Below are 20,965 nucleotides of genomic sequence, written 5' to 3' on the forward strand. Positions count from 1 at the left end.
TTGGTGGGAGAAGACTCAACTGGGACTGGTTGTTGGTCTTCCAGACAGGACTGGCTTTCATACCATGAAGATACGAAATACTGAAAAGTATTCAAAAAAAAGAGACTGCCTTTTAAGACAGCCTCTTTTGATTTTTAATGATGAGCTTCTTAGTTAAGTAATTAAATCGCCAGTACATCAATATAGCAGAGACTGTGAGCCCAGCCAAAAGACCTAACCATATTCCCTGACTACCTAACTGCTTTGCTTTACCTAAATACCAACTCACGGGAAATCCTATAATCCAATAAGCTACAAAACAGATAGCTGTAGGAATATTTACATCTTGAAGTCCTCTGAGCGCCCCAAGTATGGTAACTTGTATACCATCACTTAATTGGAATAGTGCAGCAACCACAAGTAGTTGTGAGGCAAGAAGTATCACTTCTGGGTTATCAATATAAAATGGAGGAAGAAAATCTTTAAGTAAAATAAAACCTACTGCAAATAAAGCCTCGATAAGGAAAACTTGCAAAAAGATAGAAAAAGCGATACGGCGCAGATTAATAAAATCTCCTTTACCCTTTTGATTTCCTACCCTAATTGTAGCTGTAACGCCAAGCCCTACCGCAATCATAAATGTCATAGAGGCAAGGTTTAATGCGATTTGGTTTGCTGCTTGGGCATTTGTGCCTAAAATACCAGATAAAAATATAGCAGCTGTAAAAATTGCTACTTCAAAAAGCATCTGTAAAGCCGTAGGAAACCCTAATTTGAAAAGTACTTTAAACTCCTCAAGTCTTATATGTTCATTATTACCCCAATAAAAATAAGACGCAAACTTCTCTTGTTTTCTAAGCATTACAACTAACAATACGACCATAAAAAACCTAGAAATCAAAGTACCCCACGCAGCTCCCTCTACTTCAAGTCTTGGGAAACCCCATATTCCGTAAATGAGAATGTAATTAAAAATTACGTTGACAATATTTGCCAGAAGCGTAGCGTACATTGCGGGTCTCGTCTGTGAAAGTCCATCTGCAAATTGTTTGAATCCCTGAAAAATCATTAATGGAATCATAGATAACGCTACAATTTCAAGGTAGGGAATGGCAAGAGCCACCACTTCCTCAGGCTGATCGAGCATATATAAAATGGGCTTTGCGAGAAGCAGTATCACAAAAAGCAACAATCCATTTACGGCACACATAATCACTCCATGATGAAAATGAAGTCTACCTTTCTCTATATCTGCCGCACCATCTGCTTCTGCAACTAAGGGCGTTATAGCAAATGAGAATCCTATTCCTAAGGAAAGTGCAATAAATACTAGACTGTTTCCTAAACTCACAGCAGCAAGTTGTGCCGCACCTAATTGTCCCACCATGAGATTATCTGCCAGCGCAACAAGGATATGACCTAACTGCCCCAGCATTATAGGTAGAGCAATTATGGTATTAGTACGAAACTCTTTGGTGTATTTAGAAAATTGCATTAACCAGTAATTATTACGCTTTCGCGAAAGCGTATATATGACATCATTCATTTAGAAGCAGAGCAAAAGTACTTTATCCCTTAGTATTTTAATGCACTCTAATCACGACTTTTCTGTATCTTGAATATCATTAAACAACTGAACTTACATGCTAACTAACCCTATAGAAATTGATCTCTCGTTAAGAGCTATTTTAAAAAAACATCTAGGACCTCTAAAATTGCGCAAAGACGATAGCAGCGGTATGGAAGTATCTGGTACCATCCCGACAATGCAAGGAAAACAAAAAGTAGACGGTTTTTATTTTGCGTCAGTTATTCCGAAACCTAAAGACACAAGGCTTTACTTTTTTCCCATATACACAGACGCTGAAGCCTTTAATGACATTGCTCCAGAGCTACGTAAGTGTTTGAAAGGAAAAAGTTGTTTTCACTTCAAGAAAGTAGATGACAATCTCAAAAACTCCATTACGGATATGATTGCAAGAGGCATTAAACGCTATCAAAACAAAGGCCTCCTAGACAAGTCTTAATCCTTAAGAGGTGCTTCAATTATTTGAGCGGGCTTCATAATATAGTTATCCATTAAGTAAACCAGACTGGTCATAGTTGCAGCTCCGAGCTCTAATTCCCTTTTATTTACAGCATCAAACGTGTCATTTGCAGCGTGGTGATAATCAAAATATCGTTGCGAGTCAGGTCTCAATCCGGCTAATACCGTTCCATCTCCCTTAAGTGGCCCAATGTCTGCTCCACTACCTCCTCTCGTAAATGAGTGAATTAGGTATGGTTCAAAAAGTGTTTTCCATTGTAGTACTAGGTTAAAATTACGGTCGTCACTATCAAAAGAAAATCCGCGAGGCGTAAATCCTCCAGAATCACTCTCTAGGGCAAAGACGTGTTTTTCTCCTTTGGCACGGGCTACCGCCGCATATTTATTACCGCCACGTAAACCATTTTCTTCATTCATAAACAAGACCACGCGTATGCTATGCTTGGGTCGATATCCTACTGCTTTCATTAGTCTAAGCACCTCCATACTTTGTACCACTCCAGCACCATCATCGTGGGAGCCATCTCCAAGATCCCAAGAATCTAAATGTCCTCCTACAACCATAAATTTATCTGAAAACTGTGTTCCTGTAATTTCTCCTATAACATTGTAGGATTGTACATCTGCATAATTTTTACAAGACATACTGTAAAAAAACTTTGTTTCTTTATTGAGCTTTAACAATGTGCTGAGCAGCTCTGCTCCCTTAGTACTTATAGCGGCAGCTGGGATTCGTTTTGAGTTAGGAAGATCACCATAAGACATTGAGCCCGTATGTGGGTAGTCATCAATACTATGTGTTACAGAACGTACTAATACTCCTGCTGCGCCTAATTTTGCAGCTTCCATTGCCCCAGCATATCGCTGGTCTACGCATCCTCCGTAAGCCTGAAAGGTGAGAATTAATTCATCTTGCATCGGTCTATTAAAAAAGACAATTTTATCTTTTACCACCTCAATTCCTAATTGCTTTAACTCCTCGATTCCCTGAACTTCTACTACTTGGGCTTTTATACCTCCATTAGGTGTCGCTACAGATCCTCCGAGTGCGCAAATAGGTACTTGGGTAGTGTTCCCTAGCCCTGATTCTATAAATGCATATTCTGGCGTACCTCTTACCCACTTGGGTACCATCACGGGTTGTAACCAGACTTTGTCCAGCCCTATACTATCCAGCTGTTCTTTGGTCCATTGTACAGCCTCTTCTGCACCGGAGCTTCCGCTTAGTCTAGATCCTATTTGATTAGATAAGTAGTCTAGCCATTGATAACTATGCCCATTTTTTAAGGCTTCATCGTATATTTTACGGATTTGAATGGAGTCTTGTTGCGCTTTCGCGAAAGCGTAACCTCCTAAAAGAAATAGGAATAGTAAAAAGTGTTTGAGTACTTTATTCATTATTAAGTTGTTTCTTGTAAAGGTCGATATTTGCTTTTGTTTTATCATCCAGTTCTGGCTCCTGAATATCTTCATATTTACTTAGCGCTTCTAATAAGGTAGATGCGACCATTAATCGCGCGGCCGGTTTATTATCTGCTGGAATAACATACCAAGGTGCGTGGGGTTTTGACGTACGATTTATGGCTTCCTCATAGTACTTTTGATAATCATCCCAGTGTTTGCGTTCTTTTAAATCACCCGCTGAAAATTTCCAATTTTTCTCTTTTTTATTTAATCTACGTAGTAGCCTATTCTTTTGTTCATCCTTAGAAAGATGAAGAAAAAATTTAAAGATTATAGTTCCATTGTCAGCGAGATGTTTTTCAAAATTATTTATCTGCTCAAAGCGTTTGTCCCAAAATGCATCGTTAACATCATCTATACTATTTATGCCAGGAAGACTTTCTCCTAAAATATACTCAGGATGAACCCTTGTAACTAAAACATTCTCGTAATGTGTCCTATTGTGAACACCGAATTTCCCACGTTCGGGCAATGCTATATAATGTCTCCATAAGTAATCGTGACTTTTTTCTAACTCTGTAGGCACTTTAAAACTATGTACTACAACACCGCGCGCATTAAAATCTTTAAATACCTCACGTATTAAACTATCTTTTCCAGAAGTATCCATCCCTTGTAGGCACACTAGGACACTATACTTGTCGTGAGCATAAAGCGTGTCTTGAAGTTTACCTAGTTTTTTTCTGATTTTTTTGAGCTTTTTTTCCAGTTCTTCTTTTTCAAACGCTTCAGGAGGATTCGTTTGTAGAGTTTTAAGCGAAACTTTTTTATTCATTGCTTTGACCATTTTTTTTACAATATAGAGCTAGTATTTAAATTAGGTTTATATTGAATTCAGAAAATTTTAATAATAAAGAGTAAATCTTTAATACAATTCAATATATTTATTAAAATCTAACAACAAAATATATAAATTATGAAAAAAATTACTTTATCACTATTTTTATTATTGACGGGAGCTGTATGTACGGCTCAAGATATTATCGTCGATCAACCTGTGGATACTGGGGCTACGGGCCTCATATCATTTGAAGGAAATAACGACGTTGGTGTTTACTGTGCTGATGATTTTGAACTCACAGAGACCACGATGTTGGGATCTCTCGACGTTTATGGTTTTACAGGTTCCAATGCTAACCCAACATCAGATTTTACGGCCCTTACGGGTATTAGTGTTTACATTTACGAAGATGACAATGGCCTTCCTGCTGGAGACCCTTCTCAAGATGGTACTGGCGTAATTGAACTTTCTAATATACCCTCATCTTCATTTGAACTTGTAGAGGCTGATGATAGCCGTTTAGCAGATTTTATTAATATAAACCTTACAGAGGCAAATGGTGGTACACCATTATCATTAGATGCTGGTGTTTATTGGCTTGCTGTTTTTCCAAATGTAGATGAAACTTTTGACACTGCAGGAGCAAACCGCTGGAACTGGTTAGCATCATCTGCCGCAAATACTGGCACAGAACCGGTTCTCATTGATCCAGATGATGTCTTTGCTGGTGGATTTACATCTTGGTCTAACATAAGCACTTTGATAGATGCTTCATTTCCTAGTTTTGCCTTTACCTTGCGTGATGATCAAGAATTATCAGTAACTGATAATGTATTAGCAGATAATATTTCTGTGTATCCAAACCCTACAAATGGTGATCTAAACATTTCTTCGTCAAGAAGTTTTGGTCGACTAAATATTAGTGTTATTAATGTTGCTGGACAACAAGTTCTTTCTACTACGATCGAAGGAGTTAACGGCACATTGAACTCCACCAAATTGCCATCTGGCATCTACTTTGCTGAGATTTCATCTAATCAAGGTTCAACTGTGATTAAGTTTATTAAAAACTAAATTTCTTAGTGGAATAATATAGAAAAAGGCTATCTGCAATTGCAGGTAGCCTTTTTTATTTGATTTAAGGAGCGTTCGGTTATTTTTACTTACTTGCAAACATGGTAACATCCTTATCTGTAACCTCCGGTCCACTTAAAATGATGAGTCGCTCCACAACGTTGCGTAACTCTCTTATATTCCCAGTCCAGTCATACTCTTGCAGTTGTTTTATGGCTTTTTCGGAGAAGCTCTTGATTACTGTTCCTTGCTCTTGTGAGATTTTGTTTGCAAAATGAGCAATGAGTAAAGGAATATCCTCTCGTCTATCGTTAAGTGCAGGCACCTTAATAAGAATTACTGCGAGACGATGATATAAATCTTCTCTAAATCGTCCTTCTGCAATTTCTTTCTTTAAATTTTTATTTGTGGCCGCGACTACCCGAACATCAACTTTAATGTCCTTATCACTACCTACACGCTGTACTCTGCTTTCTTGCAGAGCTCTTAATACCTTTGCTTGAGCAGAAAGACTCATATCGCCTATTTCATCTAAGAATATAGTACCTCCATTTGCTGCTTCAAATTTTCCTGCTCTGTCCTTATTTGCGCTGGTAAATGCACCTTTTACGTGACCAAATAGCTCACTCTCAATAAGCTCAGATGGTATTGCAGCACAATTTACTTCAATAAGTGCACCTTTAGAACGGTCACTCTTCTCGTGTAGCCAATGGGCAACTAGTTCTTTTCCAGTACCATTAGGCCCCGTAATAAGGACTCTAGCATCTGTTGCAGCTACTTTCTCGATCATATCCTTTATTTGAGCAATAGAAGGACTTTCACCTATCATCTCATATTTCTTGCTTACTTTCTTCTTAAGCATTGTATTCTCAACGACAAGGTGTTTTCTGTCTAAGGCATTTCTTACTGTGTTGAGTAATCTATTGAGGTCAGGTGGTTTCGAAATGTAGTCAAAGGCACCTAAGCGCATGGTATTTACAGCGGTATCAAGATCTCCGTGACCAGATATCATCACCATAGGCACTTCTGGTTTTAACTTACGAGCTGCTTCTAGTACTTCCACACCATCCATTTTAGGCATTTTGATATCACAAAGTACAAGGTCATAATCACCTTCCTTAATTTTATTTATTCCTTCCAGACCATCCTGAGCTTCCTCTACTTCATAGTCTTTACTCTCTTCCGAAAGAATTTTTGTAAGCACTCTTCGTATTGCGGCTTCATCTTCTATAATCAGTATCTTAGGCATAGCTTATATTTTAAATTTTAACCCAGAACGGGCGTAAAATGAATTTTTATCATTTATCGTAAAAATATCGTCGTCGTTTGCGTCCCTTAACCGTATATCATTAAGTACGGTGTATCCAGCATAAACATAAAACACCAAGTGCTTTGTAAATTGATACTCGTACCCCAATCCTGATAGCACTATAGTCATTGATATATTTTCTGCGATAGCGGCATTTCCATTTCCTTGAGGTATTAACTCTGTATTTTCTTGAATATTTGCAAAAAAACCATCGAGTGTAATAAAAGCTTGAAGCACGTGCTGATTCTTAGAGCCTAAATACCTTCTGAGATTCATCTTAGGAATTCCAACGGTGTACGACCAGTCGGGATGAAACTCTCTGTAATAATTAATAAAAGGTAGTGGAAAAGGACGCCCCGAGGCTGTGTTATATTGAGCGCCCATGATAAGACGCCAAGGTTTTGACGCTCGTTCATCGGTCCTATCTTTTATAAAGTAAACTCCACCTGTGTAAAGTATATCATCGCTTATAAAACCTCCTCCGGGCTGACTGAAATTAGATGTTGCTCTCACTGCTCCCTGAGCACCAAAACGCCAATCTTCACTCATTTTAAATGTATAGCCCAGACTTATTTTAAACGATTGAAATCTATCAAGATTTTCCTTACTAAAAGGAACATTATCGTTAAACTTAAGATTTACGTTACGATACTCAAATCCAGGAACCAAATAACGATCCTCACCCACTTTAAAAGGAACATTTACAAAAGTCCTGAATCTCCTGAAAGAGTTATCAGATGATTCTTGAGGAAAATAAGTGTATTCTAGACGAGCTAAATCTGTAAGCTGTGCAAAGCCCTCAGAAAAGATGAAAAGAACAAGTAGAAATACACAGACTTTTTTAATCATCAAGTAAGTCATTTTTAGGATTTACCTGAATTTCTGCTCCTGGCAAAGGTGTATGATTCGGATTAAAAAAATGAACATCGCGTTGTGGGAAAGGAATGGTAATTCCGTTTTCGCGAAAGCTATTATCTATACAAAAACGCAACGCACTTTTTATTCTTGGGTCAACGAAACTATTTGTCACAAAAAAATAGATCCCAAAGTCCAGCGATGAGTCACCAAAGTTTTCAAAAAGCACAAATGGTTTAGGATGTTTCATTATTTCTTTTTGAGCAGCTGCACATTTAAGTAATATTTCTTCCACTTTTCTCGTATCACTTCCATATGCTACCCCTACCTGAACGCTCTCTCTGGTAGTTTTATGATTTTGAGTATAATTATAAACGGTATCTGTTATAAATTTATGATTAGGTATTATAATCACTTTATCGTCTCGTGTTAATGCTCGTGTTGTTCTCAATTTAATTTCAAAAACTCGACCTACACGACCATCAGTTTCTATAATATCTCCAGCAGTAATACTCTTATCTACCATTATTAAAATCCCACCTATTACATCTTGAAAAATTTCTTGCAACGCTAGTCCTAAACCTACAAATAATGCCGCAGATGCTGTTATTAATACGGTTATGTTAATACCTGAAGCGCTCATCGTAAGCAATATGACAATAATGTAAACGATGTATTTTATAAACTTAAAAACGCTCACAAATTTGAGCTTATCATCACCCTCCATTTTACGAGTGTAAATCTGTCTAATCCATCGTAGCACAAAACTCGCTACCATAAATGCCACAACGACGAGTAATAAATGCCCAACTGTAAGTCCTATATGCTTTTCTCCCTCGCCAGTACTTATGACCTCAAATGCCAGGATATCTTTAATAATTCCCCAAACATCTTCCTCAATGACTTCTTTAACCTTATCTACTGCTTGTTCCTGAAACAAGAAAAGCAAACCTAATATTTTAACCATTTGAATAACTCTTTATAAGTTGGCTTCTTACCATACATTAAAATACCTACACGATATATTTTTGACCCAAACCACACCGTAAATATAAAAGATCCTACTAGCAGGCTTACCGATAATATAAGTTGCCATAAGGGCACGTCAAAGGGAATACGCATTAACATCACAATGGGAGATGTAAGCGGTATGATAGAAAAAATGGTTGCTACCGTCCCGTGAGGATTATCTATTACCGCAAAGAATCCCACATATATGGCCAACATAAGCGGCATTATAATAGGGAGCATAAATTGTTGAGTATCTGTCTCGTTATCTACCGCGGCGCCTATGGCTGCATAGATAGAACTATAAAGAAAATACCCTCCTATAAAGTAAACAAAAAATCCTATGACCAGTTGCGTTAGAGGAAGATTGCGCACCTCATCAATGATTTGCACTAATTTATCTGGATTATTTGCAATTTCTTGAGCCTCTGGACTCATATTTCCTGCAGGGTTTCCTGTCGCGTCTATACCAAAAATCGCACTAACGGCTGTAAGTAAAACAGCTCCCAAGACAACCCAAATCGCAAACTGTGTGATTCCAGCAAGTGTGGTTCCTAATATTTTACCCATCATAAGCTGGAAAGGTTTTACTGAAGATATAATGACCTCGATAATACGGTTTGTTTTTTCTTCTATAACAGAACGCATTACCATATTACCATAAATAATAATAAACATCATCAGTAAATAGCCGGCCGCACCACCGAAAGCTGCTTTAATCCAGTTACTCATCTTAGACGACTTCTCGCCAGAAAAATTTTCGATTGTTAGTTCTATTTCAGTTTTTGAACTTTCTATGAGATTTAAGTCTACTCCTTGGTCTATAAGATTTTTATCTGTAAGCTTCTTTTCAAGTCGTTTTTCAACATCACCTATAAGGGTAAAAGATGGGGTTTCATCTCCGTAAAAGGTAACACCATTTACAATTAAGTCACGATTTGCCGGTATATGTATAAGACCATAGTACCCCTCGTTTGCAGCAATACTTTTCCCAGCCTCCAGACCTTGGGCGCTCATATTGAGGTAAGTAGTTTGTTCGGTATTAAAAAACTCAGTATCAAAGAGCCCTGACTCGTCTACAATCACAATAGTGCGTTCTGTATCGCTATTGAGCTGAGTGAGATATGTGATGAGCATTATCATCCCCACTAATATAAGCGGACTCAAAAAAGTCATTATCAGAAAAGACTTATTGCGCACTCTCGCTATATACTCTCTACGTATAATTAAAGGTAAGACACTCATACGTTTTTATTTACTGTTTGAATAAATATGTCATTCACACTTGGGATTACCTCTACAAAGTGATTTATTTGTCCAAACTGCCTGAGCTCTGCAAATAAATCGTTGGGTTGTGCTTTATCACCTATTTCAATTTTTAATTTTAAATCTGTACTTAGCGATTTAAAATGAGCAGGACTTATGTTGAATTTTTGAGAAAGGTGGGTTCTCGCTTTCGCGAAAGCGGCCTCCTCCATCTCTACCCCTACCTCGAAAGTATTGTTCTTATACTCGCGTTTTATTGTCGTGATCTCACCATCTAGCACCTTATTAGACTTATGAATCAATGCAATATGATCGCACATCTCCTCTACAGACTCCATACGGTGCGTGCTAAAGATGATAGTAGCACCCTCATCACGTAGCTGCAGGATTTCATCCTTAATTAAATTTGCATTAATAGGATCAAAACCACTAAATGGTTCGTCAAAAATGAGAAGCTTAGGGTTGTGCATTACGGTAACCACAAATTGTATTTTCTGCGCTTGTCCTTTAGAAAGCTCTTGTATTTTTTTATTCCACCAGGCGCCTATATCAAGTTTCTCAAACCAGTATTTTGCTCGCTTATTTGCGTTTTCTTTAGATAGCCCTTTGAGCTGAGCGAGATAGAGTACCTGTTCTCCTACTTTCATAGATTTATAAAGTCCACGCTCCTCTGGCATATACCCTATATCGCTTATGTGGTGTTGTTCTAAAGGTTGACCATCTAACAGAACACTACCTGTATCTGGCATCGTGATTTGATTAATAATACGGATAAGCGTGGTTTTTCCTGCTCCATTGGGACCAAGAAGTCCAAATATACTTCCTTTAGGTACAGCTATGGAAACTCCGTTAAGAGCAGTAAAATTTCCAAATTTTTTAGAAACCGAATCTGCTACAAGTAATGCATTCATAGACATTTTTTAGTGGGTTAAAGATAGGAATATGAGGGTACAGAAACTTTAACATTACGAATAATTTAGGATAGATTAAATAATCCCGCACGAAACAGAATGCTATAAAAGCAAAACCCACCCTAAGCGGAAGCCTAGGATGGGAAAAAAATTGCTATGAAAAAGAAAAATAACGCTAAACATTGTTTAACGTTATTCAAATATAACTTTTTTTTATGAACCCTTTAACAATGGTTTCATAAAATTTGAAACTTATTTTAGGAAAACATATCTTTTACTTTCTCAAAGAAGGATTTATCATCATTCTCAGGGCTTGGAGAGAAGTTTTCATCGTTCGCCATTTTTTCAAAAAATTGCTTTTGCTCTTTATTTAAGGTCTTAGGTGTCCACACATTTACGTGTACCAATAAGTCTCCTTTACCATATCCATTTATCGATGGGATACCTTTACCACGTAGTCGCAAGATTTTACCACTCTGTACTCCTTCTTCTATCTTAATACGTACTTTACCAGTTACTGTCTCTATTTCTTTAGAGGTTCCTAGTACTGCCTCACTTATGCTCACGTAAAGATCATAATGCAGATTATCACCCTCGCGCTGTAATTGTGGATGCTCTTTCTCTTCGATAGCAACAAGTAAATCTCCTGCAATTCCATTTCCAGGGGCCTCATTTCCTTTTCCAGTTACCTTAAGTTGCATACCATCTACCACTCCAGCAGGAATCTTGATACTTACTGTTTCCTCATCTATAATAAGTCCTTGAGCATCTGCACCAGCAGGCTTTTTATCCATCATTTGTCCCGCACCACCGCAGGATGTACATGGAGCACTCGTTTGCATACGACCTAAAATGGTATTTTGTATTCTCGTTACCTGACCAGCACCGTTACAAGTTGTACACGTTTTATAAGTAACTCCTGGTGCTTGTTTCTTACGTTTTACTTTAATCTTTTTTTCAACACCGTTTGCAATTTCTTCTAACGTGAGTTTTACACGTATACGCAAGTTGCTTCCCTTCACACGACGTTGTCCTCCACCTCCGAAGCCGCCGCCAAAACCGCCACCGCCAAATGCACCACCAAAAATATCTCCAAACTGGCTAAATATGTCGTCCATATTCATACCACCGCCACCGAAGCCACCGCCACCTTCAAAGGCCTGATGTCCATACTGGTCATAGCGTGCCCGCTTTTGATCGTCGCTCAAAACTTCATAAGCCTCAGCTGCTTTTTTAAAATTTGCTTCAGCCGTCTCGTCCCCGGGATTTTTATCTGGGTGGTATTGAACCGCTTTCTTGCGATAAGCTTTCTTAATTTCTGCAGCAGACGCACCCTTAGAAATGCCTAATATGTCGTAAAAATCTTCTTTCATTTTGATGCCCAGTTGAACTGGGTTACTTTTAAATTATATTAATGCTTTTGAGAATGTTGAGCTACAAATTATTGTCCAGTAACAACTTTAGGAAAACGAATTACCTTGTCTCCTAGTTTGTATCCCTTCTCAATGACATCTACGATTTTCCCTTTAAGCTTCTTACTAGGCGCTGGAATTTGTGTAATTGCCTCGTGTATATCTGCATTAAAAGTGTCTCCTGATCTTACAGAAACTTCTTCGAGACCTTTTGATTTGAGCGTTTCTTTGAGCTTGCTGGCAATAAGACCTACTCCTTTAGCAAGTTCCTTATCTTTTGCCTTCTCAATCTCATTCATAGCACGATCAAAATCATCTACCACCGGTAATAAAGACTGAATTACCTCTTGTCCGGCTGTCTTATACAATTCTATACGTTCTTTTGTAGTACGACGCTTATAGTTTTCAAATTCGGCAAAAAGACGTAAAAATTTATCCTTTTCGGCAGCGAGCTCGTCTTGAGCAATTTCTAGCTCCGTACGTTCGTCTTTACTTTCTGCCTGATTTTCATCTGTATCTGCCTCCTGCACAAGCTGATCCTGTGCCGCGTCTTGTAATTCTTTATCGTTTACTTCTTGTGTGTTATCTTCTGTTGCCATATCGGTCAATAATTCAATTTTTCATTCAGGTGGCAAAAGTACTGCCATTTAAGATAAAATGTCAAAATGTCATTGGAAAAAGATAACGTCTTCTACCTATGACATCACTTAACAAAGCAAGAAGTCTTGCAGAGATGGGGGGTGTTAATTATGCTTTCGCGAAAGCGCAAGAGACGCAATATTTAATATAACATTAAGAACTCTATAACTGTTAAATATTAATTTTGCATTCTAATAAATTAAAACCATTAAAATGAAAAAACAAATTATAGGAGTATTTGCAATCGCTCTTGCACTATCTACAGTTGCTTGTAAGGATGCAAAAAATGAAACTGAAGGAACAGATGCAAAGGCAGTTGCAGAGGTAACAGCCGAAGCTGTAAAGTATAAGGTAGATGCAGATGCGTCTACTATAAGATGGGTAGGTAAAAAGCCTACAGGAGAACACTCTGGAACGATCGCCATAGAGAGTGGTGTAGTAAATGTGGACGGAGATAACGTTTCTGGAACTTTTCTTATAGATATGACATCTATCGAGGTTACTGATCTTAAGCCTGGCGAAGGCAAAGAAGATCTAGAAAGCCACTTAAAAGGCACATCCGAAGGAAAGGAAGACCATTTCTTTAATGTAGCACAATACCCTACAGCTGCCTTTGAAGTAACTGGAATTACGGAAAAAGATGGTATGAAAATGCTACAAGGTAATCTTACAATTAAAGGGATTAAGAAAAATATCGAGTTTCCTGTAGAGATGGATACAACTAGTGATATGATGGGAATAAGATCTAAAGCATTTACTATAGACCGTACAGATTGGAACGTTAATTATAATTCAAAGTCTGTTTTTGAAAATTTAGGAGACAAGTTCATTAATGATGATATCCAATTGCAAGTAACTCTAAAAGCAACAAAAGCTTAAGAATATTTTGTCATAATTTATAAAAATCCGTCTCTAATTAGAGACGGATTTTTTATGCTAGAATTTCTGCTATTGCGTGTGATATATTAGACTGATCAAAGACGAATCCTGTTTCCCGAATCTTATCTGCACTTACTTTCTGGCTTTCCAAAACTATTGTAGCCATATCTCCTAGCATTAATTTAAGCGCAAACTCAGGAACGTTAGGCAGAAACATTGACTTGTTTAATGTCTCTGCAATGGTCTTTGTAAGTTTTTCATTTGTAACTGGGTTTGGCGCTACACCATTATATACTCCAGCTAACCCTTTTTGTAGGATATGAAAATAAATCCTACTCATATCATCTATATGAATCCACGATTGCCATTGTTTGCCTGATCCTAGTGGTGCTCCCGCTCCATATTTTATGGGTTGCATCATTTTGGGTAATGCGCCTTCCTCTTTATCTAGAATAATACCCGTGCGCACTCTGGCTGTTTTCATATCCAGTTTCTGAAACTCAACTATGACTTCCTCCCACTCCTGAACGACTTCTCCTAAAAAACCTTCGGCGTAGTCTGGATAGTTTTCATCATAATATTTTGTGAGGGAAGATGGATAGCCACCTATGGCGCTTGCAGATATGATGTGAGCAGGAATGGGAAGGTTGTTTTTACGCTTTCGCGAAAGCGCATCAAAAATCAATCGCGCACTTTTTATTCGACTATCCTTAATTATTTTTTTATTCTCGTCTGTCCAGCGCTGCGCAATGGTAGCCCCAGAAAGGTGAATAATGGCATCTACACCATCAAAACATTGCTCATCCAGTTCTCCCTCTGACGGGTTCCAGAGATAGCCTTGATAATTGGGTTGTGATTTTATTTTATCTTGAGATGTTGTGAGATAATTTACCGTTATCCCTTCCTCGTGACATAATGAAGTTAATGAAGTACCTACGAGACCTGTTGCTCCGGTAATTAAGACTTTCATAGCGTGTTTTCCTATAAAGATACAGCTCAAATTATGAGTCTTACGTCACTTTAGAACAACTTTAACGCCAGCTATTCTTTACCCTCCACGTAATCTTGAAGGTATGCATACCTTGGCGTGAGTTTGCCGTTTTGAGTCATACGTGCACGCTCTAAAATACCGTCCTTATCGTTATTAAAGAACGAGGGGATAACGAATTTTAGGAACATCTCGCCAAAACCTTCGCTAGCGTCTTTGGGCAATTCGCAGGGTAAATTATCTACCGCCATTACCGCGATGACTCCTTCCTTATTACAATTGTCCTCCTTTTCTGTGTGCGGATTATATCCATAAAACGGATTTGCAATGGTGGAAGGTCTTATCGTGCTCGCTACGGGGCCGTCAATATCGCAAGAAACATCTGCTACCAGATTGATCTTGAAGTCGGGATGTTTTGCATCTTCCCTTGTAAACAAATAAGGCGCTCCATCCCCATAGAAATGTCCCGCGATAAAATAATCTGTAACTCGAGCATATTTCATAAAGTCACTCTCATAGTCGGACGGATCTTTGTAAAATTCGCTTTTTAGTCCTTTGCCTCCGTCCTTGCGTTTATTGTACTCAAGCACATCTATAAGACAATACACGGGCTCATCAAAAGTCTTTTTCATGTACGCACCATCTGGAACTTCCTTAATATTAAGGTGGTCCAAGATTTCCTTGGCTCCCTTTGCTACTTTACCCGTACCCGATAGACAGATTTTGATAGTGGGCAATTCTATTTTATCGAGCTCGCGTTTTACCTCATCTAGGTCTGCAAGGGTTTCTACTTTAGGTAGATCAAAAAGTCTATCGCGCTTTCCCATTAACCTAAAACCATTATATGCCCCAACGAGGCCTGCATAACGCCCAAAGCCTATCAACCTTGCGCCCGAAGCTCTGGTTATCACTTCGTGGTCGTACATCTCGATGTTCTTATCGAGCATTGCCTTGAGCAAGTCGCGGTTATAGGGTTGTTTCTTTATGGTATGGCTAAAAAAGAAATATTTCTTATTAGGAATCAAAGCTTCTATGGGCACTTCCTTCACGCCTATCATTACATCTGCATCTGAAACATCGTCTACCACATCAAAACCATCTACCGTGTATGCCAAATCAGGAAAAATCCTGATATCTGAACTTTCGACTATAAAATCTGCATCGCCAAATTTTTGTCGTGCCTCGCTCAATTTTTCGGGTGAGAAAACGACTCTTCTATCTGGCGGATTTTTACGTTCTTTTATAATGGCAAATTTCATAGGGTGTGCAGTTTTGACAGTCAGAAAAATTGGTATAGGTTTTGACTTATAATTAACAACAAAGATATAGATTCGTTATATATTTGTGGTTCTGCTTTTGGAAAGCAAAATTGGAGGTTTTAATAGAATTGAGACTTACCCTTCGACTTCGCTCAGGGGACGTCAGATTTTCTCAAACACCTTGGATTGCTAATTTTAATTAAAGTATTAATTGTAAATCTTTGGTTTTGGTTACGCTTTCGCGATTTATTCTGGATTTGTTTCAGGAAAGCGGAAAAAGTTTAAATACATTTCCTGAATCAAATTCGGGATTTAATTTGATAGCGGTGCGCTTAAGGCGTCACTATCTCATTGAAGGGGTCGACTGGTTTTGACAGCGAGACCAATGGTATTGTAAGCGTGTCGAGCGCTGGAAAACAGCTCGTAAATCTCATTTTTCATCTTTTTAAACGGCGAGAATAACTACGCCCTAGCTGCATAATCCGAATTATAGTAGGATTACGCCTCGGTCTACAAGGTAGACAAGCAGGAAGTCACTCAAAGGCCTTGGTTTACGGCATTTGATATAGTGACTTCGTAAAAGTAAACCTATCCCTCGCAGGGCTTTGATGCAGGGGAGACATTTAATCGAAGATAAGGGGTGCGTTGGTAGTTTCTGACCGGCAATCTCACGAAAATCTAAACAGATACTACACACGTAGAAAGCAGTAACATTGCTTGTTTGGACGAGGGTTCGAATCCCTCCGACTCCACTTTAAAAGCCACCTTCGGGTGGCTTTCTTGCGTATTCGGGGAATTCGCCCAGCGCGGCAGGCTCGCTCCTTGCTAAAAATGTCCACTGGACATTTTCTTAACGCGCGGACGTCTCCGACTCCACTTCAAAAGCCACCTTCGGGTGCTTTCTTACGTATTAGAGGGATTAGGCCGGTGCGTTAAGCTGGACCTTACGCTACAAAGAGCTAGTAGATTTTGCTTAACACTGCGGCCATCTCCCGCTCTACTTTACATGAAGATTTGCAATGGGAATTTCTAGTTGACAAATGGGTTGACAAAATTGCGAGTCATTAACTCATCTTTTGCCACTCTGGACTAAAGTAAGTCGTCCTACCGCCTACTTTTATTTTCTCAAGCTCTTTCCCTGTATGATAACAAAACTCACGACCCTTTCGATTATGAATTAAAAAATAATCAGGAAAATCATTATAATGCGCTTCTAGATCTATGGCGACTTCTATAACGTGCTGTAGTTTGTCGTAAATCGTTTTTAACTCTTTTTCGTTGAGAGCATTTGCCTTCTTGAGCGGATGGATTTGAGCTTGATACAAAACATCGTCTGCGATCCAGTTACCGACACCTGTGGTGACGCTTTGGTTCATTAGGACGTTTTTAATAGCCGTTTTACGGTGGGCAACTGCTTCTTTAAATTGGTCAAAAGTGAGGTCACGAGCATCTATGTTGAGTTTGTGCTCCTTACGATAATTCTCAACAGAGTCTGTGATGTCCCACCAGCCAAACTTACGCTTATTCTCAAAAGCAAAGTGATACCCGTTTTCAAAACCAATATCGATATGCCCAAACCGCGGTCGATCTGCTGACTCATGGTAGTAATTAGGCCTTCCAGTCATCCCAAAATGTACTACCAAAATAGCACCATTACTAATGTGAATGAATAGATATTTTCCAATACGCTCAGTACGCAATAAACTGTTACCTAAAAGTATCTCCTTAAAATCCTTAAGCGGTTTTTTGATGAGACGTTCATCACGTACATCCATCGCCACGATAATATGGTCAAGACAAGTTTTATTTATGTATTGCTGGTATCCGTGTACTTCTGGTAATTCTGGCATTAAATCTATTTGTAAAGTTTTGAAAATTGATCCTTAAAAATAAGCATAAGCTAAAGTATCAATAATTAAAAGATTTAGAAGTCCGCTTTCGCGAAAGCGTAACAAACCGTTTCCCCCTGAGACTGATTACAATAGAAATATACATCTCTTAATCCTTGGACATTCTTCCCAATAATGTCTTAGTTTTACTAAAAGTCAATTTCCAGCTATGAGCTCACTTCCTGAAAAGACATCTCCATTTACATCACAAATCTCTAAAGAAGACGTTGCGCTGTTGCACAAGTCAAAAAAAGACCTTACCAAAGTACCATTTGCAATGCGAGCATTAAACACTTTAGGCACTCCTATCGAAAAAAGCATCACACTCATACCAGAAAAATATCAAGATAAAATTACTGAAACAGTTAAGAAAGCTTTACAACTGAGCGTAAAAGCTAATTTGAAAACCTTTCAAAATGATAAAACTAAATTAAAAGCTTCTAACAGGATGTATAAGGCTGTTACTACAGGAACAGGGTTTGTTGGTGGCTTTTTTGGCATTGCAGGTTTTACTGCAGATATACTGCTGAGCACAAAATTCTTGATGCGATCCATAATGGATATTGCTCGCAGTCAAGGCGAAGATATTACCGACCCTGAAGTGCAGTTACAATGTTTGCAAGTGTTTGCTCTAGGGGGAACTTCTCCAGATGATGATTCTCTAGATAGTAGTTATTATGGGACAAGAATCGCATTAGACCAAGCACTATCCCAGATAGCGTCTACAGTTGCAACACAGGGAGCAAAAAAATTCTTACAGTCCATCGCATCGAGCGCACCAGGAGCGATGGGCGGATTTATGAGCAAGATTATTTCCAGATATAGCGTACAGGTGCTGGATAAGTTTGCAGCTCAGGCTATTCCCATTGTAGGAGCAGCTTCTGGAGCAGGGCTTAATCTAATATTCTTGCATCACTTTCAACGGGTGGCTACGGCACATTTTACAATCAGAAGATTAGAAAAACAATATGGAAAGGATGCTGTTATGGAAATGTATAATACAATTGATATACCGTCTACAGATGATCATAAATGATCAAAATTATGCTTGACTTACTCTATATAAATAGCAGATGCATATCATTGCCTCCTATGATCCATCTAGAAAGAATTTAAGATTTTTTTATCGTTTGTATGCATATGTTTTTACCAATTTGAACGTTTTTGCTCTAATCGGGGGAAATTTAAAATACGTATAGTTTGCGCATTATTAGATATTTAACTCATAATTTGGAGAATTTAGGATGTTAAACACTATTTTAATGTAATGAGGAAGTTAACAAGGATATATACATTAATACTAGTAGAAATGGTAATCGTATTATCTTTTCTATTACTCAATTCTTGCGAAGAAGCTCATAAAGAGAACCACAAAACTTTAGACACTCAATCCAAGAATAAGGTGACAATAAACGTTACTGCTACCGCATATAATTCGGTCGAGAGTCAAACTAAAAATGATAACATTGGTCGTGCCGCTTGGGGAGACTGGTTACAACCCGGCGAACGCGCCATTGCGGTATCACGAGATCTCATTGCACTAGGTCTTGATCACAACGAGAAAGTAACCATAGAAGGTTTACCTGGCACCTACATCGTAAAAGATAAAATGAATAAACGCTGGAAAAAGAAAATTGATATCTACATGGGACTTGACGTTCAGGCGGCACGGCAATGGGGTAAAAAAGATTTAGCCATTACTTTCAACAAAAAAGATAACCCTAACGATAAGTTTTCTGTGAAGACGCAATAAATTGGGTATTAAACGGCAATAAATACTAGCTTTGTGATCCATTTAATACTATGTTATGATTGCTGCGGTATCTCTCTTTCTCATAATTACCTTCTCCGTACTAATTACAAAAATTTGTACCATAGCCTTGGTGCATACAGGGTTATCTGAGGAGAGCGCAAAGTTTCAATCGCGATCTGCGTACACAGGTGCTGGCCTCAGCACTTCAGAAACGGAGAATATCATGAATCATCCTGTGCGCCGTAAGATTATTTATAACTTAATGCTTATTGGTAATGCGGGTATCGTCACCGCGATGTCTTCGCTCATTTTGACTTTTGTTTTGCCAGAATCTAATGCTTCACGCTTGTATGGGCTGCTTATTATTGTGGGTGGAATGCTGTTATTATGGTTTGGGATACGTAGTTCGTGGGTTAACAGAGGTTTGTCGCGCATCATAAATAGAATGCTCAAAAAATATACAGACCTAGACATACACGACTACGCTGCTGTTCTCCACCTTAAAGATGATTTTAAAGTCATTGAGGCAAATGTAGATAGTGATGGCTGGATGTGCAATCGCACACTCCAAGAACTGAATTTAAGAGAGGAAGGCATAACAATATTAGGAGTACATAGAAAGGGTTCTGGATATTTTGGGTCTCCGTCTGGTACTTTTATGATGCTTCCTAATGATGTTGTAACCATTTATGGTAAATCCGATGGCATACAGAGTCTTTACAATCGCAAGAAAGATTATTATGCCCAGCTGGAACACGACAAATTTGTAGAAAAAGAAGAAGAGCGCATTGTCTCTGATAAGGAAAAGCTTAAAACACAGGCTGACGAATAACTATATTTTCTTTCTTTAGCTTGATTTAGATTTTTTTGTTACGCTTTCGCGAAAGCGTACTACCCAATACTGATAATAAGACGAATTACAATTAAGTTTTAAATAACTAAATCCAATCGACATACAAAGGCATCTGCATCCACAAGAGTTTAATAGCAGAAAAAGACCACGAGATGTCGTGCATCAGTACATCTATTGTTGTAGATTCTACCTTGAAGCTGTATCCATTTTCTGAGCGCGAAAGTGATCCATCTCTTTGCATAAAATTCTCCTGCACAGCAGCTAGGCTAGAGTTTTCCAGTTTAGACCAATTTGCCTTGAACCCGTTTAACAAACTTTCTGATATTTCTATTTCTACCGTTGTCAGGGATGCAACAGGAGTTACGGGTTGAACAAGAGGCATACCAACCAAAATTTTATTGAGCGGCAACCTATACTCAGAAAAATCTATCTCGTTATAAACAAGGTATTGCAAGAGGTAGACCGCCCTATGCTGACTCTCTGAATCTTTAAAATTATCTCCATCCAGCATTCCCAACTGCTCAAAATAAGACCTTAAAAATGGCCAGACTAAAATAAGCCCGGCATTTTCTACCCGTATCAATTCTGTTTCTTCCATC

At 38.4% G+C, this 20,965-nt stretch carries 20 protein-coding genes and 1 other RNA gene; 7 read left to right on the plus strand and 14 right to left on the minus strand.

Translation table 11 applies throughout. The features are described from left to right. Window positions 1–112 precede the first annotated feature (112 nt). A complete protein-coding gene (locus EAX61_RS15400; RefSeq protein WP_121918608.1) occupies window positions 113–1,474 on the minus strand; it encodes an MATE family efflux transporter in 1,362 nt (453 codons plus the stop codon). Between the two features lie 148 nt (window positions 1,475–1,622). On the opposite strand from EAX61_RS15400, the gene EAX61_RS15405 reads away from it, so the two are divergent. Then, entirely contained in the window at window positions 1,623–2,006 is a 384-nt protein-coding gene (locus EAX61_RS15405) for a hypothetical protein (protein WP_121918609.1), read from the plus strand. Here EAX61_RS15405 and EAX61_RS15410 read toward each other — a convergent pair. Both EAX61_RS15410 and EAX61_RS15415 read right to left on the minus strand, forming a co-directional pair. Beyond that, window positions 2,003–3,424 (minus strand): M20/M25/M40 family metallo-hydrolase, encoded by a 1,422-nt coding sequence (locus EAX61_RS15410; protein WP_121918610.1) that lies wholly within the window; start codon window positions 3,422–3,424, stop codon window positions 2,003–2,005. The two genes, EAX61_RS15405 and EAX61_RS15410, sit on opposite strands and share 4 nt — an antisense overlap. Then, window positions 3,417–4,265 carry a PPK2 family polyphosphate kinase gene (locus EAX61_RS15415; RefSeq protein WP_236642066.1) on the minus strand — a complete coding sequence of 283 codons (849 nt, stop codon included), beginning with the start codon at window positions 4,263–4,265 and terminating at the stop codon, window positions 3,417–3,419. Before EAX61_RS15415 ends, EAX61_RS15410 begins: the two co-directional genes overlap by 8 nt. Window positions 4,266–4,406: 141 nt before the next feature. Between EAX61_RS15415 and EAX61_RS15420 the strand changes: the two genes are divergently transcribed. Continuing rightward, the gene (locus EAX61_RS15420; RefSeq protein ID WP_121918612.1) at window positions 4,407–5,345 is read left to right on the plus strand and encodes a T9SS type A sorting domain-containing protein; all 939 of its coding nucleotides are present in this window, start codon (window positions 4,407–4,409) and stop codon (window positions 5,343–5,345) included. Between the two features lie 85 nt (window positions 5,346–5,430). Here the strand turns inward: EAX61_RS15420 and EAX61_RS15425 are convergent, their stop codons facing one another. From EAX61_RS15425 to EAX61_RS15455, 7 genes are all read right to left on the minus strand, one after another. After that, entirely contained in the window at window positions 5,431–6,594 is a 1,164-nt protein-coding gene (locus tag EAX61_RS15425) for a sigma-54-dependent transcriptional regulator (protein ID WP_121918613.1), read from the minus strand. 3 nt (window positions 6,595–6,597) lie between these two features. Then, a complete protein-coding gene (locus EAX61_RS15430; RefSeq protein WP_121918614.1) occupies window positions 6,598–7,503 on the minus strand; it encodes a DUF6268 family outer membrane beta-barrel protein in 906 nt (301 codons plus the stop codon). Next, window positions 7,496–8,476 (minus strand): mechanosensitive ion channel family protein, encoded by a 981-nt coding sequence (locus EAX61_RS15435; RefSeq protein WP_121918615.1) that lies wholly within the window; start codon window positions 8,474–8,476, stop codon window positions 7,496–7,498. The genes EAX61_RS15430 and EAX61_RS15435 overlap by 8 nt, the downstream gene beginning before the upstream one ends. Beyond that, on the minus strand, window positions 8,461–9,762 hold the full coding sequence (locus EAX61_RS15440; RefSeq protein WP_121918616.1) for an ABC transporter permease: 1,302 nt from the start codon (window positions 9,760–9,762) through the stop codon (window positions 8,461–8,463). Before EAX61_RS15440 ends, EAX61_RS15435 begins: the two co-directional genes overlap by 16 nt. Further along, a complete protein-coding gene (locus EAX61_RS15445; protein ID WP_121918617.1) occupies window positions 9,759–10,694 on the minus strand; it encodes an ABC transporter ATP-binding protein in 936 nt (311 codons plus the stop codon). The genes EAX61_RS15440 and EAX61_RS15445 overlap by 4 nt, the downstream gene beginning before the upstream one ends. Before the next feature lie 257 nt (window positions 10,695–10,951). Beyond that, window positions 10,952–12,067, minus strand: coding sequence for a molecular chaperone DnaJ (gene dnaJ / locus EAX61_RS15450; protein ID WP_121918618.1), 1,116 nt, complete (start codon window positions 12,065–12,067; stop codon window positions 10,952–10,954). 68 nt (window positions 12,068–12,135) lie between these two features. Continuing rightward, on the minus strand, window positions 12,136–12,705 hold the full coding sequence (locus EAX61_RS15455; RefSeq protein ID WP_121918619.1) for a nucleotide exchange factor GrpE: 570 nt from the start codon (window positions 12,703–12,705) through the stop codon (window positions 12,136–12,138). A gap of 253 nt (window positions 12,706–12,958) precedes the next feature. Between EAX61_RS15455 and EAX61_RS15460 the strand changes: the two genes are divergently transcribed. Continuing rightward, window positions 12,959–13,624, plus strand: a complete 666-nt coding sequence (locus EAX61_RS15460) for a YceI family protein (protein WP_121918620.1) — start codon at window positions 12,959–12,961, stop codon at window positions 13,622–13,624. Window positions 13,625–13,676: 52 nt separating this feature from the next. Here EAX61_RS15460 and EAX61_RS15465 read toward each other — a convergent pair whose 3' ends face one another. Next, window positions 13,677–14,594 (minus strand): TIGR01777 family oxidoreductase, encoded by a 918-nt coding sequence (locus EAX61_RS15465; RefSeq protein WP_121918621.1) that lies wholly within the window; start codon window positions 14,592–14,594, stop codon window positions 13,677–13,679. A 71-nt stretch (window positions 14,595–14,665) separates the two neighbouring features. After that, a complete protein-coding gene (locus tag EAX61_RS15470; RefSeq protein WP_121918622.1) occupies window positions 14,666–15,871 on the minus strand; it encodes an NAD(P)-dependent oxidoreductase in 1,206 nt (401 codons plus the stop codon). A gap of 356 nt (window positions 15,872–16,227) precedes the next feature. On the opposite strand from EAX61_RS15470, the gene ssrA reads away from it, so the two are divergent. Beyond that, window positions 16,228–16,626, plus strand: a transfer-messenger RNA (tmRNA) gene (ssrA, locus tag EAX61_RS15475). A gap of 309 nt (window positions 16,627–16,935) precedes the next feature. On the opposite strand, the gene EAX61_RS15480 is transcribed toward ssrA, so the two are convergent. Beyond that, a complete protein-coding gene (locus tag EAX61_RS15480; RefSeq protein WP_121918623.1) occupies window positions 16,936–17,721 on the minus strand; it encodes an Fpg/Nei family DNA glycosylase in 786 nt (261 codons plus the stop codon). 208 nt (window positions 17,722–17,929) lie between these two features. On the opposite strand from EAX61_RS15480, the gene EAX61_RS15485 reads away from it, so the two are divergent. The 3 genes from EAX61_RS15485 (at window position 17,930) to EAX61_RS15495 (ending at window position 20,345) form a co-directional block, all read left to right on the plus strand. Further along, window positions 17,930–18,796 (plus strand): EcsC family protein, encoded by an 867-nt coding sequence (locus EAX61_RS15485; RefSeq protein WP_121918624.1) that lies wholly within the window; start codon window positions 17,930–17,932, stop codon window positions 18,794–18,796. A gap of 273 nt (window positions 18,797–19,069) precedes the next feature. Continuing rightward, window positions 19,070–19,513 carry a 3D domain-containing protein gene (locus EAX61_RS15490; protein ID WP_236642067.1) on the plus strand — a complete coding sequence of 148 codons (444 nt, stop codon included), beginning with the start codon at window positions 19,070–19,072 and terminating at the stop codon, window positions 19,511–19,513. Window positions 19,514–19,568: 55 nt separating this feature from the next. Then, the gene (locus tag EAX61_RS15495; protein ID WP_121918626.1) at window positions 19,569–20,345 is read left to right on the plus strand and encodes a TrkA C-terminal domain-containing protein; all 777 of its coding nucleotides are present in this window, start codon (window positions 19,569–19,571) and stop codon (window positions 20,343–20,345) included. 106 nt (window positions 20,346–20,451) lie between these two features. Here the strand turns inward: EAX61_RS15495 and EAX61_RS15500 are convergent, their stop codons facing one another. After that, complete coding sequence (locus tag EAX61_RS15500; protein WP_121918627.1) at window positions 20,452–20,964, minus strand: contractile injection system tape measure protein; 513 nt, start codon at window positions 20,962–20,964, stop codon at window positions 20,452–20,454. Window position 20,965 lies beyond the last annotated feature (1 nt).

Origin of the sequence: Dokdonia sinensis (assembly GCF_003688895.1) — a bacterium.
In the GTDB taxonomy this organism is placed as follows: domain Bacteria; phylum Bacteroidota; class Bacteroidia; order Flavobacteriales; family Flavobacteriaceae; genus Dokdonia; species Dokdonia sinensis.

Coding starts and splice junctions, on each gene's coding strand:
- EAX61_RS15410 (WP_121918610.1), bottom strand. CDS start 3,424: ATGAATAAAGTACTCAAACACTTTTTACTATTCCTATTTCTTTTAGGA.
- EAX61_RS15445 (WP_121918617.1), bottom strand. CDS start 10,694: ATGAATGCATTACTTGTAGCAGATTCGGTTTCTAAAAAATTTGGAAAT.
- EAX61_RS15500 (WP_121918627.1), bottom strand. CDS start 20,964: ATGGAAGAAACAGAATTGATACGGGTAGAAAATGCCGGGCTTATTTTA.
- EAX61_RS15435 (WP_121918615.1), bottom strand. CDS start 8,476: ATGGTTAAAATATTAGGTTTGCTTTTCTTGTTTCAGGAACAAGCAGTA.
- EAX61_RS15405 (WP_121918609.1), top strand. CDS start 1,623: ATGCTAACTAACCCTATAGAAATTGATCTCTCGTTAAGAGCTATTTTA.
- EAX61_RS15455 (WP_121918619.1), bottom strand. CDS start 12,705: ATGGCAACAGAAGATAACACACAAGAAGTAAACGATAAAGAATTACAA.
- EAX61_RS15460 (WP_121918620.1), top strand. CDS start 12,959: ATGAAAAAACAAATTATAGGAGTATTTGCAATCGCTCTTGCACTATCT.
- EAX61_RS15480 (WP_121918623.1), bottom strand. CDS start 17,721: ATGCCAGAATTACCAGAAGTACACGGATACCAGCAATACATAAATAAA.
- EAX61_RS15415 (WP_236642066.1), bottom strand. CDS start 4,265: ATGAATAAAAAAGTTTCGCTTAAAACTCTACAAACGAATCCTCCTGAA.
- EAX61_RS15420 (WP_121918612.1), top strand. CDS start 4,407: ATGAAAAAAATTACTTTATCACTATTTTTATTATTGACGGGAGCTGTA.
- EAX61_RS15465 (WP_121918621.1), bottom strand. CDS start 14,594: ATGAAAGTCTTAATTACCGGAGCAACAGGTCTCGTAGGTACTTCATTA.
- EAX61_RS15440 (WP_121918616.1), bottom strand. CDS start 9,762: ATGAGTGTCTTACCTTTAATTATACGTAGAGAGTATATAGCGAGAGTG.
- EAX61_RS15495 (WP_121918626.1), top strand. CDS start 19,569: ATGATTGCTGCGGTATCTCTCTTTCTCATAATTACCTTCTCCGTACTA.
- EAX61_RS15490 (WP_236642067.1), top strand. CDS start 19,070: ATGGTAATCGTATTATCTTTTCTATTACTCAATTCTTGCGAAGAAGCT.
- dnaJ (WP_121918618.1), bottom strand. CDS start 12,067: ATGAAAGAAGATTTTTACGACATATTAGGCATTTCTAAGGGTGCGTCT.
- EAX61_RS15430 (WP_121918614.1), bottom strand. CDS start 7,503: ATGATTAAAAAAGTCTGTGTATTTCTACTTGTTCTTTTCATCTTTTCT.
- EAX61_RS15470 (WP_121918622.1), bottom strand. CDS start 15,871: ATGAAATTTGCCATTATAAAAGAACGTAAAAATCCGCCAGATAGAAGA.
- EAX61_RS15400 (WP_121918608.1), bottom strand. CDS start 1,474: ATGCAATTTTCTAAATACACCAAAGAGTTTCGTACTAATACCATAATT.
- EAX61_RS15485 (WP_121918624.1), top strand. CDS start 17,930: ATGAGCTCACTTCCTGAAAAGACATCTCCATTTACATCACAAATCTCT.
- EAX61_RS15425 (WP_121918613.1), bottom strand. CDS start 6,594: ATGCCTAAGATACTGATTATAGAAGATGAAGCCGCAATACGAAGAGTG.